We start from the raw sequence: 14162 nt of genomic DNA, 5'->3' as shown, positions 1-14162 counted from the left end.
GGACCGCAGGCGGGTTCTCCCACGGCTGAGCGGCGCTGCTCGGGGGGTGGTGATGGTCAGTCGTGGTCGCCGTGGAATTTCCGGTATTCGTCGTTCATGAGGTCCCAGAAGGACCGGTAGCGGACGGCTCCGGGCAGCCAGTGGGCGAAATACCAGGCTTCCCATTCGCCGTCGGGGGTGACGATGCGCGGGTTGAGCAGGTAGACGTCGAGTGCCTCGGGGGTGTGGCTGATCTTGAGCATGCTGTTCAGGTACTCGGTCCGGATGGCCCAGGGTTCCTGGTCGTCTCCGTAGACGAAGTAGTCCTCGTCGGGAACGTCGTCCGGCTCCTGGTCGCTGGACGAGAGGTCGATCAGCTCCGGGTCGAGGTCCTTGAGCCAGCCGATCTCCCGTACGGGCAGGAGTCGTCGGATCGAGCTCGTCGTGTCGAGCCATCCGTCGCTGGTGCGCAGGAACTCCCGGTAGCTCGGCGGGAGTACGGTGCCCAGGCGTGCTTCGAGTGCGGTCAGTTCCTGGGGTGTCGCGCCGGCCGATCCGAGCCAGCGGGCGGCCCGTACTTCGTCGGGAAAGGGTTGGTGTCTCTCCTGCTCGTGCAGGACGGGGTCGAGCCATTCCTCGCTCCAGCGTCGGAGCAGATCGCGCCACGGGTAGGTGGCGGAACGGGACTCGGGTGCGGGTGCGGGTTCGTCGCTTGCTCTGTCCGGCATGGCTGAACGGTACGCGGGGCCACCGACAGCGGTTCTGGCAGAATGCGCGGCTGATGAGCGAGATCACGGACTGTGTCCTGTGCGGCGGAACGGTCGCTCCCGATGGCCACTGCTGGGACTGCGGTGCCGCCCAGCCGTCGTTCCGTTCGCGGGTGGAGATCAGTACGGGCAGTGGTGCGGCGGGCGTCAGTGACCGGGGCCGGCACCGGGGTGTCAACGCGGACGCGATGGCGCTGGCCACGGTCGGTGGCTGGACGGTCGCTGTCGTGTGCGACGGGGTGTCGATGTCGGAGCGGGCGGCCCGGGTCGCGGCCGAGGTCGGGCTGAACGTGCTGGTGGCGCGGTTGCGGGAGGGTGTGCTGCCGGAGAGTGCGCTCGGCGATGCGGCCGTGTGTGCGGGGCGTGCCGTCGCCGGGCTGGCGGCGTCGGTGGATGCCGCGCCGGCCTGTACGTTCGTCGCCGGTATCGCGGGTCCGGAGGGTGTCTGGAGTGTCTGGGTCGGTGACAGCCGTGCCTATTGGCTGCCCGACGAGGGGCCGGGGATGGCGCTGACCGAGGACGACACGGGTGAGTACGAGGCGCTCTCCGCGTGGCTGGGGGCCGATGCGGGTGATCCGGCTCCGCGTGTGCGGAGCTACCGGCCTTCGGTGTCCGGCCGGTTGCTGCTGTGCACGGATGGGCTGTGGCGTTATCTGCCCGGTGCCGCCGCGTTGCGGGGTGTGCTCGATCGTTGTCCGGCCGGTGGTGGCGTTGCGGAGGAGGCGCGGTCGTTGGTGGGGTACGCGCTGGAGGCGGGCGGGCACGACAACGTGACGGTGGTGCTCGTTCCCGTCGGGCCCGGCCGGCGGGGTGTGCCGGTGGCCGGGGTTGCGGAGGCGCCGTAGCGGGGCCGTGCAACCGTACGGGCGGCTGTCGCGTCCCGCGTGGGGACGGGCAGTCGAGCCGGGTGCCGGGTGGGAGCGCCGGGGCGGTGGCGGGCAGCGGATGGCGGATGGGGCGGGCAGTGTCCGAAGCGGTGCGGGGGACGGGCGGGGTGAGGGCCGGGAGCGGGCGGCGGTGGGTTGTGGGGGTGGCGCCGTGGGGTGTGGCCGCGGGTGCGGTCGCCTGGTGTCTCGCGGGGAGCTGGCGGGCCGCGCACACGCAGAACTATCCCTGGAACGTGTGGATCCCGGTGGGCTACGGGGCGGTCAAGGGGGTGTTCCTGGGGCTGCTGGCCGGTTGGTGTGCCGTGGTGGTGCTCCGGGTCGTCCCGGTGGACCGGTGGCGGGCGAGCGGCGGTGGCGGTGGCGGTGGCGGTGGGGCGATGGCGCGGTACGCGGGGCTGGTGTTCGCGGGAGGGCTGCTGGGCGGTCTGGTGCCCGGGACCGTCCGGGACTTCCTGGGTGAGCCGCAGCCGCGGACCATGTACTACTTCGACGGGCCGAGGCCGGAATCGGAGTGGTACTGGCGGCCGTTGCTGTCCGAGTGGCTGACGTTCACGGTGCTTCCGGCGCTCGGTTGTGCGGTGCTGCTGGCCGTGGGTGCTCTGGTGTCGGCCCGGTGCTCGTACCGTGAGCGGTTCGGCTGGGCGGTGCCGGCCCTGGTGGGGGCGGGTCTGCTGTTCCTGCCCGACTGGGCGGCTTCCGGGGCGCCCGAACCCGTGGGCAACGGTGGTCATGTCAACGAGTCGGCGGGGGCCGGGTTCGTCGTGCTGGCCACGGGGCTCGGGCTGCTGGTGAGTGCCTGGGTGGTGCGGTCGTGGCGCAGGTCGCGTCGGCCGGTGGGTCCTTCGTCCCCGGCGCTCACGCCTCCGCGTTCGTCGCCGATTCCTCCGCGATCCGCTCGTGATGGCGGATGACCTCCGCCACGATGAAGTTCAGCAGCTTCTCGGCGAAGGCCGGATCCAGGTGGGCGCTCTCCGCGAGCTGCCTCAGCCGTTCGATCTGCCTGCTCTCTCTGGCCGGGTCGGCCGGAGGGAGGTGATGGGCGGCTTTGAGGTGGCCGACCTGCTGGGTGCACTTGAAGCGCTCGGCCAGCATGTGGACGACTGCGGCGTCAATGTTGTCGATGCTCTCGCGCAGCCGGTTCAGTTCCGCGCTCACGGACTCGTCGATGTCCCTGGTGGTCATGGTCAGCGAGCTTAGACGGCCGGGCCCTGCGGGGTGATCGTCGGTGGGTGCTCCGGGTCCGGAATCCGGTCGCTCCAGCCGCCGGGCACGTTGAGCCCCTGTTGTTCGCGGAAGCGGACCGGGGCGGCGCCGACCCGGCGGGCGAAGAGGCGCGAGAAGTACGCCGGGTCGTCGTAGCCGACGCGTCGGGCGACGGCGGCGACCGGCAGGTCGGTGGCGGCGAGGAGTTCCTTGGCGCGGCCGAGGCGGATGCCGAGGAGGTAGTCCTTGGGGCTGCACCCGGCGCCCCGGCGTACCGCGGTGCGCAGTTCGGCGGGGGTCATGCCGTGCCGGGCCGCGTGCTCGGCGACGGACAGTGGCTGGAAGGCGTCGCGGGCGAGGGCCTGGAGCACGGGGTCGCCGTCGGGGCTGACATCGGCGCGGGCCCGGCGCAGGGCGACGAGGAGTTCGTGGACGGCGGCGCCGGTCTCGACCTCCAGGAGCGGGTTGCCGCGCCGGGCCGCCCGTACGATCCGTCCGATCGCGGCGCGGGGGCCCGCCGTGTCGGCGAGCGGGACGAGCGGGCGGTCGGGCTCGATGCAGCCGAGTTCGGTGTAGGTGGTGGTGGCGGGGCCGGTGAAGTCGACGAAGCTCTCGTCCCAGCCGGTGCCCGGGTCGGCGCCGTAGTGGTGCGGGGTGCCGGGGGTGAGCCAGATCAGGCAGGGGGCGGTGACGGGCACCCGGCGGCCGTCGGGTCCGGTGAACCAGCCGCTGCCGGAGTTGATGACGACGGCCACGTGGTGGTCGAGGGTGCGTGGGCCGACGGTCGGCAGTGCGCCGTGCTGGAGTCCCACGCCCAGGCAGACCAGGCCCAGCCGGTGGTGGAGCGGGCTGGGGGTGAAGAAACGCATCCAGGTGTGGTACATCGGCTTCCCTTCCTCCCCTTTCATCGCGCTGGTCCCCTTCATCGCGTCGGCCCGATTCATCGCGCTGGTCCGAATTCTTTCACCGGCTCAAGGATTCACCGGCCCGAACAATTGTGTCCAAACAGCAGTGATCTTTGTCCATGGACGGGCCGGACGCCAGGGGGTGAAGGTGGTGGCAACATTCCTCCCGGGTTCGCCCGCTCCGTGGTGCGTGCCGTCGTACGGGCCCGGAACGTGTGGTTCCGGGGGCCGCACGCACAGAGAGTACGAGCACGATGGCTGACTTCACCGTGGGGGACGACCACTTCCGGCTCGACGGGAAGCCCGTACGGCTGCTGTCGGGGGCCCTGCACTACTTCCGGGTGCACGAGGCGCAGTGGGATCACCGGCTGTCGATGCTGCGCGCCATGGGGCTCAACTGCGTCGAGACGTATGTGCCGTGGAATCTGCACGAGCCGCAGCCCGGCCGGTTCCGGGACGTGGCGGCGCTCGGCCGGTTCCTGGACGCGGCGCAGCGGGCCGGGCTGTGGGCGATCGTCCGGCCGGGGCCGTACATCTGTGCCGAGTGGGAGAACGGGGGTCTGCCGGTCTGGGTGACGGGGCGGTTCGGCCGGCGGGTGCGGTCGCGTGACGAGGAGTACCTGGGTGCCGTGGAGCGGTGGTTCACGGCTCTGCTGCCGCAGGTGGTGCAGCGGCAGATCGGGCGCGGCGGGCCGGTGATCATGGTCCAGGCGGAGAACGAGTACGGGAGTTTCGGCTCCGATCAGGTCTACCTCCAGCGGGTGGCCGGGATGTTGCGTGAGCGCGGGGTGACGGTGCCGCTGTTCACGTCCGACGGGCCGGAGGACCACATGCTGACGGGCGGCTCGGTGCCGGGGCTGCTGGCCACGGCGAATTTCGGTTCGGGTGCGCGCAAGGCGTTCGAGGTGCTGCGCCGTCATCAGCCGAAGGGGCCGCTGATGTGCATGGAGTTCTGGTGCGGGTGGTTCGAGCACTGGGGTGCGGAGCCGATCGTGCGGAAGCCCGCGCAGGCCACCGAGGCGCTGCGGGAGATCCTGGAGTGCGGGGCGTCGGTGAACATCTACATGGCGCACGGGGGGACGAATTTCGCCGGGTGGGCGGGGGCGAACAGGTCCGGTCCGGTCCAGGACCAGGACTTCCTGCCGACGGTGACGTCGTACGACTACGACGCCCCGATCGACGAGTACGGCCGTCCCACGGAGAAGTTCTGGCTGTTCCGTGAGGTGCTCGCCGAGTACGCGCAGGGGCCGCTTCCGGAGCTTCCGCCCGAGCCGGCCGGGCTGGCGGCTCCGGTGCGGGCCGGGCTGACCGAGTGGGCTCCGCTGGATGCGGTGCTGGACGCGCTGGGCGACGAGGAGGGGGCGCCGTCGGGTGTTCCGCCGACCTTCGAGGAACTGGGGGTCGACCGGGGTGTGGTGCGCTACCGGGTGGGTGTGCCGGGTCCGCGTCAGCCCTATGAGCTGAGTGCGGCGGGGCTCCGGGACCGGGCCGTGGTGCATGTGGACGGGGTCCGGGCGGGGGTGCTGACCGAGGAGAACTGCACGCTGGACGAGCCGGTGGCCGGGCCCGCGGAGGTCGAGCTGTGGGTGGAGTCGCTGGGCCGGGTCAATTACGGGCCGCGGCTAGGTGAGTCCAAGGGGATCACGGGCGGGGTGCGGCACGAGCGGCAGTATCTGCACGGGGTGCGGGCGCGGGCGCTGCGGCTGGAGGCGTTCGAGGAGCCGGACGCGCTGGCCGGGGTGGTGTTCGGCGGTGTGGAGGGGGCCGGGGCGACCGGGCTGTTCCGGGGGACGTTCGAGCTCTCCGGGGTGACCGGTGCCGGTCATGCGGGGCTCGAACTGCCGGACTGGACGCGTGGGTTCGTCTGGGTGAACGGCTTCTGCCTGGGGCGTTACTGGTCGCTCGGCGCGCAGCGGACGTTGTATGTGCCGGGGCCGGTGCTGCGGGAGGGTGTCAACGAGGTGTGGGTGCTGGAGCTGGAGGGTGCGGGCGCGCCGTACGCGGAGCTGGGTCCGGGGGTGCCCGTCCGGACGGGCACCCCCGGGGATGTTCAGGTGTGACTTCGGGTGTGATTCAGGTGCCGGCCGGGGCCGGGTCGGAGCGCGGTCGCTGTGCTTCGGCTACCGGCCGGGGCGGGGTCAGAGCGTGGCTGCCGCGGACGCGATGTTGGCGGCGAACGTCGAGACCTCGCTGTACACGCCGGGGTAGCCGGGCCTGGCGCATCCCGTGCCCCAGCTGACGATGCCCACCTGGATCCAGGCTCCGGCGTTGTCCTTGCGGAACATGGGGCCGCCGGAGTCGCCCTGGCAGGTGTCGACGCCGCCGGTGTCGATCAGCCCGGCGCAGATCTCGTCGCCGGGGATGAGGTCGCTGCCGTACGCGGCCTGGCAGTCGGCGTCGGAGACGAACGGCACGGTGGCCTTGAGCAGGTAGCGCTGCTGGGCGCCGCCCTCGGTGGCCGCGCCCCAGCCGGCGATGTTGAAGGTGCCGTTGTTGTACGCGGTGGTGGTGGCGATCTTCAGGGTCGGCAGGTCGATGGGCTTGGCGAGCTTGATGAGCGCCCAGTCCTTGCCCGCGCCGTTGTAGCCGGGGGCCTGGAGGACCTTGGTGGACTTGACCTTGATCGCGCTGGAGGACTGCAGGTCGACGACGCCCGCGGTGGCGGTGATGGAGGTGTTGTTGCCCGTGCCGTCCACGCAGTGCGCGGCGGTGAGGACGATGTCCTTGGCGTAGAGAGCGCCGCCGCAGCCCATCGACAGCCGGACCATGAACGGGAATTCGCCCTGGGCGGCGCGGGTTCCGCCGACGACCGGCTGGGGGGCCGCGGAGGCTCCGGCGGGCTGGAGGCTGACGGCCGCGAGGACGACGGCGGCTATGACGGAACATCTCTTCACGGCACGCAGAAGCTGCTTCAAGAGACTGCCTTCTTTCGTGGGGGGTGCTTGTGGGGGGTACTCGTGGGGAGTGCCTGCGCCCGCGCCGGGTGGTGACCACGCGGGCGGTACGGCACCGCACCGCCTCGATGGTCATGACCCCGACAAAGGCACGGTTCGGATTATCGGGAAATGATCACGGCGCCCACAAGGATCACTTTCTGGCCAAGATCGCCTGCATCGTTCCGGCTACAGTGAAATCCGGCCTCGCTGACAGGGGGTGGGACGTGACGGACGACGGGCGGAGCGCCGGCGGTCCGGTGGTTCACGGTTTCCCGCATCTCGAAACGGTCCGGTCCGCGATCACGGCGCTGTACCGGCGGCTGTCGTACGACGGTGTCCGCGGCTACGCCACGAGCCTCGCCCCCGTCGACGCCACCTTCGACGACCAGGACGACCTGTACCTCGGCACCCAGCGGGTGGCGCGTGCGGTGGTCCAGCACCTGCATCTGCCCGACGCCCGCATGATCGTCGGCTTCCGCGCGATGGAGCACGCCGCCGGGGTCGAACTGACCGCCGGGCCCGAGTACTTCGTCGAACTCAACGACCGCTTCCGCACCCACCGCAGGGACATCGGCGCCGCGCTCTCGCACGAGGTCACCCATGTGCTGCTGCACCGGCTGGGCCTGGAGTTCCCCGGTACGCGCGACAACGAGATCCTCACCGACACCGTGACCACGTACCTGGGCGCGGGGTGGCTGCTGCTCGACGCCTTCCGCGAGGACGGGGTCTCCAGCCAGAAGCTCGGCTATCTCACCCCGGAGGAGTTCGGATACGTCCTCGCCAAGCGGGCGCTGGCCTTCGACGAGGACCCGTCACCGTGGTTCACCAGCCCGCAGGCCTACGAGGCGTACACCAAGGGGCGCGCGCAGGCCCTCCAGGACACCCGGCAGCCACCGCTCACGGCGGCGGGCTGGGCGGGCCGCCGCCGCTACGCGAAGGACCGGCGCCGCGCCCAGGACCATCCGGGCGCCCCCGCCGCCCCCGGCGTTCCGTACACCTTCGAGGGCACCCCGGACGGGCTGCGGGTCTCCTTCCCCTGCCCGGCCTGCCACCAGCGCATCCGCGTTCCGGTACGGGGCCGGGTGCGGGCCCGGTGCGGGCTGTGCCGGACCGTCCTGGACTGCAGCACCTGAACCGTGGAGCCGCCGCGGCCCCGCCGCCCCCCGGCTCCTACTTCGCCCCGTACACCGGCAGCGCCGGCTCCGCCCGGGCGAGCAGCTTCCGTGCCGCCTCCCCCGCCTCCGCCGGCTCCCACCGAGCACCCCGGTCCGCGGTGGGGCCGGGCCGCCAGCCCTCCATGACCGTGATCCGCCCGGCCTCCACCTCGAAGACCCGCCCGCTCACCCCGTCGCTCGCGGCCGAGCCGAGCCACACCACCAGCGGGGACACGTTCTCCGGGGCCATCGCGTCGAACCCGCCCTCCTCGGGCGCCGCCATCGCCTGCGCGAAGGTCTGCTCGGTCATCCGGGTCCGGGCCGCCGGGGCGATCGCGTTGACCTGGACCCCGTAGCGGGCCGCCTCCTCGGCGGCGACCAGGGTCAGGCCGACGATCCCGGCCTTCGCGGCGGAGTAGTTGCCCTGGCCGACGCTGCCGAGCAGCCCCGCGCCGGAACTGGTGTTGATCACCCGGGCGACCGGTGCGCGGCCCGCCTTCGCCTCGGCCCGCCAGTGCGCACAGGCATGCTTCAACGGCAGGAAGTGACCCTTGAGATGGACCCGCATCACGGCGTCCCAGTCGTCCTCGTCCAGATTCACCAGCATCCGGTCGCGCAGGAACCCCGCGTTGTTGACCAGGGTGTCCAGCCGTCCGAAGCCCTCCAGCGCCGCCGCGACCAGCGAGGCCGCCCCTTCGGTCGTGGCGATGTCGCCCCCGTGGGCGAGCGCCTCGCCGCCCGCCGCGACGATCTCGTCGACCACCTGCTGCGCCGGGCCCGGGGAGCCGCCGTCGCCGCCGGGACCGACGCCCAGATCGTTGACGACCACCTTCGCGCCCTCGGCGGCGAAGGCGAGCGCATGGGCCCGGCCGAGCCCGCGCCCCGCACCCGTCACGATCACCACGCGTCCGTCGCACAGACCAGTCATCACTCGCCTCCTTGTTGGCGATGCGGGGGCAGGCTGCTACCTTCCACACCTAACAAATGTTTGGTGGAAAGGTAGCTGATTCACTCATGGGTGTCTCCACCACAAGTCCCGGCAAGGGCATCCGGCTCGTCACCGTCGACCATCCGCCCGTCAACGCGCTGCCCGTACAGGGCTGGTACGACCTCGCCGACGCGCTCCGCGCGGCGGGCCGCGACCCCGAGGTCCGCTGCGTCGTGCTGGCCGCCGCCGGACGGGGATTCAACGCGGGCGTCGACATCAAGGAGATGCAGCGCGACACCGGGCACGAGGCCCTGATCGGCGCCAACCGGGGCTGCTACGAGGCGTTCGCCGCCGTCTACGAGTGCGAGGTCCCGGTCGTCGCCGCGGTGAACGGCTTCTGCCTGGGCGGCGGCATCGGCCTCGTGGGCAACGCGGACGCGATCGTGGCGAGCGACGACGCCACGTTCGGCCTGCCCGAGCTGGACCGGGGCGCGCTCGGCGCGGCGACCCATCTGGCCCGGCTGGTGCCCCAGCACCTGATGCGCGCGCTCTACTACACCTCGCGCACCGCGACCGCCGCCGAACTGCACGCCCACGGCTCGGTCTTCAAGGTCGTGCCGCGCGAGGAACTCCTCGGTGCGGCACTGGAACTGGCGGGCGAGATCGCCGCCAAGGACGGGTATCTGATCCGGCTGGCCAAGGCCGCCATCAACGGCATCGACCCGGTGGACGTACGCCGCAGCTACCGCTTCGAGCAGGGCTTCACCTTCGAGGCCAACCTCAGCGGGGTCGCCGACCGCGTCCGCGAATCGTTCGGCAAGGAGGGATGAAGCATGACCATGACCACGACCGACAAGACCATGACGGCCGACGACGTGGTCTCCCGGCTCAGCAGCGGGATGACGATCGGCATCGGCGGCTGGGGCTCGCGCCGCAAACCCATGGCGCTGGTGCGGGCGCTGCTCCGCTCCGACGTCACCGACCTCACCGTGGTCTCGTACGGCGGCCCCGACGTGGGGCTGCTCGCCGCCGCCGGAAAGATCCGGAAACTGGTCGCGGCCTTCGTCACGCTCGACTCGGTCCCGCTCGAACCCCACTTCAGGGCGGCCCGCCAGCGCGGCGCGTTCGAACTGATGGAGGTCGACGAGGCCATGTTCATGTGGGGGCTGCACGCCGCCGCGAACCGGCTGCCGTTCCTCCCCGTGCGCGCCGGTATCGGCTCCGACGTGATGCGGGTCAACCCGGGCCTGCGCACGGTGACTTCGCCGTACGAGGACGGTGAGGAGTTCGTCGCGATGCCCGCGCTGCGGCTGGACGCCGCGCTGGTCCACCTGAACCGCGCGGACCGGTTCGGCAACGGCCAGTACCTCGGCCCCGATCCGTACTTCGACGACCTGTTCTGCGAGGCCGCGGACGCCGCGTACATGTCCTGCGAACGCCTCGTGGACACGGCCGAGCTGACCGGGAACGCCGCCCCGCAGACCCTCCTCGTCAAACGGCACTCCGTCACCGGCGTCGTCGAGACCCCGAACGGCGCGCACTTCACCTCCTGCGTGCCCGACCATCCGCGCGACGAGGCGTTCCAGAAGGCGTACGCGACCGCTGCCGCCGACCCCGAGACCTGGGCGGCCTTCAGCGAGCGCTTCCTGCCCGCAGGGGGCGACGAGAAGAGCTACCAGTCGGCCGTCCGGACCTGGCACGAGGAGCAGAAATGACCACGAAGAACGCGACAGCGGACCCGACCGCGGCCACCCGGGCCGAGTACTGCGTGATCGCCTGCGCCGACGCCTGGCGCGACAACGGCGAGGTGCTCGCCAGCCCGATGGGCCTCGTCCCGTCGGTCGGCGCCCGGCTCGCCAGGCGCACCTTCTCGCCCGATCTGCTGCTGACCGACGGCGAGGCGCTGCTCCTGGCCCCGGACGGTACGACGGAGGGCTGGCTGCCCTACCGCCAGCACCTCGCCATGGTCACCGGCGGCAGACGCCACGTGATGATGGGGGCGAGCCAGATCGACCGGTTCGGCAACCAGAACATCTCCTGCATCGGCGACTGGGAGCAGCCCTCCCGCCAGCTGCTCGGCGTGCGCGGCGCCCCGGTCAACACCCTGAACAACCCGGTCAGTTACTGGATTCCCAAGCACTCCACCCGGGTCTTCGTCGAGCGCGTCGACATGATCTGCGGGGTCGGTTACGACAGTGCCGCCGCGGCCGGTCCGTCGGCGAGCCGCTACCACCGCATCCCGCGCGTGGTGAGCGATCTCGGCGTCTTCGACTTCGCGACCCCGGACCGCTCGATGCGGCTGGCCTCGCTGCACCCCGGCGTCACCGTCGACCAGGTCCGCGCGGCCACCGGTTTCGCGCTCACGATCGCGGACGACGTCCCGTACACCCGGGAGCCGAGCGCCGCGGAACTGTCCCTGATCCGCGAGGTCATCGACCCGCACGGCACCCGGAACCGCGAGGTCAGGGTCTGATGCGGACGGCGCTCACGGAACTCGTCGGCGTCCGCCACCCCATCGTCCAGACCGGCATGGGCTGGGTCGCGGGCCCCCGCCTGGTCTCCGCCACGGCCCGCGCCGGCGCCCTCGGCATCCTGGCCTCCGCGACGATGACCACCGAGCAGCTGCGGGCGGCGGTGCGGGAGGTCAAGTCCCGTACGGACGAGCCGTTCGGCGTCAATCTGCGCGCCGACGCGGGCGACGCGCGCGAGCGGGTACGGATCATCGTCGACGAGGGCGTGAAGGTGGCGTCCTTCGCGCTGGCCCCGTCGAAGGAGCTGATCGCCGAGCTGAAGGACGCGGGGGTGGTCGTGATCCCGTCGGTCGGCGCCCGGCGCCATGCCGAGAAGGTCGCGGCGTGGGGCGTGGACGCGGTGATCGTGCAGGGCGGCGAGGGCGGCGGGCACACCGGTGAGGTGGCGACCACGGTGCTGCTGCCCCAGGTGGCCGACGCGGTGGACATCCCGGTGGTCGCGGCGGGCGGTTTCCACGACGGCCGGGGCCTGGTCGCGGCGCTGGCGTACGGGGCGGCGGGCATCGCGATGGGCACCCGGTTCCTGCTGACGTCGGACTCGACCGTGCCGGACGCGGTGAAGGCCCGGTACCTGGCGGCGGGCGTCAAGGACATCACGGTCACCAGGGCGGTGGACGGGCTCCCGCACCGGATGCTGCGTACGGAGATGGTCGCGGCGCTGGAGCACGCGGGCCGGGTCCGGGCCCTGGCCCAGGCGGTGCGCCGGGCGTCGGGCTTCCGGCGGATCTCCGGGCTGAGCTGGTCCCGGATGGTGCGCGACGGCCTCGCGATGAAGCACGGCAAGGACCTGTCGTGGAGCCAGGTCCTGCTGGCGGCCAACACACCGATGCTGCTGAAGGCGTCCATGGTCGACGGCCGGACGGATCTGGGGGTGATGGCCTCGGGCCAGGTGGCGGGCCTGATCGAGGATCTGCCCAGCTGCGCGGAGCTGGTGGAACGGGTGATGGCCGAGGCCCACGAGGCGCTGGGCGCGGTGGTCCGCGCGGAGCAGTCGGAGGGCGCGGACGCGTAGGCGGCGGACGCGGGCGCGGACGCGGCGAGGGGTGCCCGGGTCTCCCCCGGGCACCCCTCGCCGCGTTTCACCGCGTTTCGATGCGTTCCGCGCGTTTCGGTGCGTACGTACGGCTACGCGGCCCTGCGGCCGCGTCCCGCCGCCGCGCCGCCGCGGCCGGCCCCGGAGCGCCCGGCGCCCGTGCCGCGCGGCTCGCCGTTGCCACGACCGCCGCCCGAGCCCGCACCACGGGCAGCGCCGCCCGTACCCGCGCCGCGCGAGGCGCCGCCCGTGCCGGCGGTGCGGGAGGCGCCGCCCGTGGAGCGGGCCTCGCCGCCGCCCTGTCCGGCGCCACCGCGACGGCCCCGGCCGCGGCTGCCCGAGCGGAAGCCGGTGCCGCCCGCCGAGGTCCCGCCCGAGCGCGTGCGCTGCTTCGGCGGGGTCGGCTGCGGGGCCTCGATGACGATCGCGATGCCCGAGGGTTCACGGGCCCCGGTGATCCGGGTGAGCTCCTCGTCGCTGGACTTGATCCGGGTGGTCCTCGGGGCGATGCCCGCGTCGGCCATCAGCCGGGTCATGTCCCGCTTCTCCTCCGGCAGCACCAGCGTGACGACGCTGCCGGACTCCCCGGCACGCGCCGTGCGCCCGCCGCGGTGCAGGTAGTCCTTGTGGTCGGTCGGCGGGTCCACGTTCACGACCAGGTCGAGGTCGTCGACATGGATGCCGCGGGCCGCCACGTTCGTCGCTACGAGCGCGGTGACCTGGCCGTTCTTGAACTGGTCCAGGGTCCGGTTGCGCTGCGGCTGCGAGCGCCCGCCGTGCAGGGCCGCGGCCCGTACGCCGCTGGCGAGCAGCCGCTTGGCGAACCGGTCGGCGGCGCGCTTGGTGTCCACGAACATGATCACGCGGCCCTCACGGGCGGCGATCCTCGTGGCGACGGCCTTCTTGTCGGTCTCGTCGATCACATGGAGCACGTGGTGCTCCATGGTGGTGACGGCACCGGCGGACGGGTCGACGGAGTGCACGACCGGGTCGGTCAGGAACATCTTGACCAGCCGGTCGATGTTCTTGTCGAGCGTCGCGGAGAACAGCATCCGCTGGCCGTCCGGCTCGACCTGCTTGAGCAGGGCGACGACCTGCGGCATGAAGCCCATGTCGGCCATCTGGTCGGCCTCGTCGAGGACGGTGATGGCGACCTGGTCGAGCCGGCAGTCGCCGCGCTCGATGAGGTCCTTCAGCCGTCCGGGCGTGGCGACGAGCACCTCTGCGCCGCGGCGCAGCGTGCCGGACTGCTTGGTGATCGACATGCCGCCGACGACGGTGGCCAGGCGCAGGTTCACGGACGTCGCGTACGGCGTCAGCGCGTCGGTGACCTGCTGGGCGAGCTCGCGGGTCGGGACCAGGACGAGCGCCAGCGGGGCCTTCGGCTCGGCGCGCCGGCCGGCGGTGCGGGCCAACAGGGCGAGGCCGAAGGCGAGGGTCTTGCCGGAGCCGGTGCGGCCGCGGCCGAGGATGTCCCGGCCTGCGAGCGAGTTCGGCAGGGTGGCGCCCTGGATCGGGAACGGTTCGGTGACGCCCTGCGCGGCAAGGGTCTTCAGCAGGGCTGCGGGCATGTCCAGCTCGGCGAACGCCGCTACGGCGGGCAGTGCGGGGGTCATGGTTTCGGGCAGGGCGAATTCGCCCTGCGGCGGCGTGGCCCTGCGACGGGGCGACGCCTTGCCGGATCCCTTGCCGGAACCCTTAGCGGTTGCCTTTGCCGGGGCCGTGCCGCGCCCCCTCGACGGGCGGTTGCGGGCGGGTCGGTCCTGGCGTTCGGAGCGGGTCATACGGAATTGCCCTCCTGGGGGATTCCTGAGGAGTCCTGGGGATTCCTGAGAACTG

General features: G+C 72.2%; 14 protein-coding genes. 8 read left to right on the top strand and 6 right to left on the bottom strand.

The window, feature by feature from the left end; translation table 11 throughout:
* Positions 1-56 precede the first annotated feature (56 nt).
* Positions 57-707 carry an SMI1/KNR4 family protein gene (locus ACFYY1_RS04890; protein ID WP_388580853.1) on the bottom strand — a complete coding sequence of 217 codons (651 nt, stop codon included), beginning with the start codon at positions 705-707 and terminating at the stop codon, positions 57-59.
* Between the two features lie 53 nt (positions 708-760).
* On the opposite strand from ACFYY1_RS04890, the gene ACFYY1_RS04885 reads away from it, so the two are divergent.
* The gene (locus ACFYY1_RS04885; RefSeq protein WP_388580850.1) at positions 761-1591 is read left to right on the top strand and encodes a PP2C family protein-serine/threonine phosphatase; all 831 of its coding nucleotides are present in this window, start codon (positions 761-763) and stop codon (positions 1589-1591) included.
* Between the two features lie 185 nt (positions 1592-1776).
* On the top strand, positions 1777-2544 hold the full coding sequence (locus ACFYY1_RS04880; protein ID WP_388580847.1) for a hypothetical protein: 768 nt from the start codon (positions 1777-1779) through the stop codon (positions 2542-2544).
* Here ACFYY1_RS04880 and ACFYY1_RS04875 read toward each other — a convergent pair.
* Both ACFYY1_RS04875 and ACFYY1_RS04870 read right to left on the bottom strand, forming a co-directional pair.
* Positions 2489-2815, bottom strand: coding sequence for a chorismate mutase (locus ACFYY1_RS04875; RefSeq protein ID WP_266916553.1), 327 nt, complete (start codon positions 2813-2815; stop codon positions 2489-2491). The two genes, ACFYY1_RS04880 and ACFYY1_RS04875, sit on opposite strands and share 56 nt — an antisense overlap.
* 11 nt (positions 2816-2826) lie before the next feature.
* The gene (locus ACFYY1_RS04870) at positions 2827-3720 is read right to left on the bottom strand and encodes a helix-turn-helix domain-containing protein (protein ID WP_388581518.1); all 894 of its coding nucleotides are present in this window, start codon (positions 3718-3720) and stop codon (positions 2827-2829) included.
* A 275-nt stretch (positions 3721-3995) separates the two neighbouring features.
* Between ACFYY1_RS04870 and ACFYY1_RS04865 the strand changes: the two genes are divergently transcribed.
* On the top strand, positions 3996-5801 hold the full coding sequence (locus ACFYY1_RS04865) for a beta-galactosidase family protein (RefSeq protein ID WP_388580843.1): 1806 nt from the start codon (positions 3996-3998) through the stop codon (positions 5799-5801).
* Between the two features lie 78 nt (positions 5802-5879).
* Here ACFYY1_RS04865 and ACFYY1_RS04860 read toward each other — a convergent pair whose 3' ends face one another.
* Complete coding sequence (locus tag ACFYY1_RS04860; protein ID WP_388580841.1) at positions 5880-6656, bottom strand: S1 family peptidase; 777 nt, start codon at positions 6654-6656, stop codon at positions 5880-5882.
* 245 nt (positions 6657-6901) lie between these two features.
* Here ACFYY1_RS04860 and ACFYY1_RS04855 point away from each other — a divergent pair, with 245 nt between their 5' ends.
* Positions 6902-7810, top strand: a complete 909-nt coding sequence (locus tag ACFYY1_RS04855; protein ID WP_388580838.1) for a hypothetical protein — start codon at positions 6902-6904, stop codon at positions 7808-7810.
* 37 nt (positions 7811-7847) lie between these two features.
* On the opposite strand, the gene ACFYY1_RS04850 is transcribed toward ACFYY1_RS04855, so the two are convergent.
* Complete coding sequence (locus ACFYY1_RS04850) at positions 7848-8759, bottom strand: SDR family oxidoreductase (RefSeq protein WP_388580835.1); 912 nt, start codon at positions 8757-8759, stop codon at positions 7848-7850.
* Positions 8760-8845: 86 nt separating this feature from the next.
* On the opposite strand from ACFYY1_RS04850, the gene ACFYY1_RS04845 reads away from it, so the two are divergent.
* The 4 genes from ACFYY1_RS04845 to ACFYY1_RS04830 are packed head-to-tail and all read left to right on the top strand — an operon-like array spanning position 8846 to position 12302.
* Positions 8846-9589, top strand: a complete 744-nt coding sequence (locus ACFYY1_RS04845; protein WP_388580832.1) for an enoyl-CoA hydratase family protein — start codon at positions 8846-8848, stop codon at positions 9587-9589.
* A gap of 3 nt (positions 9590-9592) precedes the next feature.
* Positions 9593-10474, top strand: coding sequence for a CoA transferase subunit A (locus ACFYY1_RS04840; protein WP_388580829.1), 882 nt, complete (start codon positions 9593-9595; stop codon positions 10472-10474).
* On the top strand, positions 10471-11232 hold the full coding sequence (locus tag ACFYY1_RS04835; RefSeq protein WP_388580827.1) for a CoA-transferase subunit beta: 762 nt from the start codon (positions 10471-10473) through the stop codon (positions 11230-11232). The genes ACFYY1_RS04840 and ACFYY1_RS04835 overlap by 4 nt, the downstream gene beginning before the upstream one ends.
* Positions 11232-12302 carry an NAD(P)H-dependent flavin oxidoreductase gene (locus ACFYY1_RS04830; protein WP_388580824.1) on the top strand — a complete coding sequence of 357 codons (1071 nt, stop codon included), beginning with the start codon at positions 11232-11234 and terminating at the stop codon, positions 12300-12302. Before ACFYY1_RS04835 ends, ACFYY1_RS04830 begins: the two co-directional genes overlap by 1 nt.
* A gap of 113 nt (positions 12303-12415) precedes the next feature.
* Here the strand turns inward: ACFYY1_RS04830 and ACFYY1_RS04825 are convergent, their stop codons facing one another.
* Complete coding sequence (locus ACFYY1_RS04825; RefSeq protein WP_388580821.1) at positions 12416-14107, bottom strand: DEAD/DEAH box helicase; 1692 nt, start codon at positions 14105-14107, stop codon at positions 12416-12418.
* Positions 14108-14162: the final 55 nt, after the last annotated feature.

The sequence above is a fragment of the Streptomyces sp. NPDC001890 genome (genome assembly GCF_042891445.1).
Classification (GTDB): Bacteria; Actinomycetota; Actinomycetes; order Streptomycetales; family Streptomycetaceae; genus Streptomyces.
The sequence above is the reverse complement of the archived record's forward strand: the minus strand, read 5'-3'. Positions and strand labels throughout refer to the sequence as shown.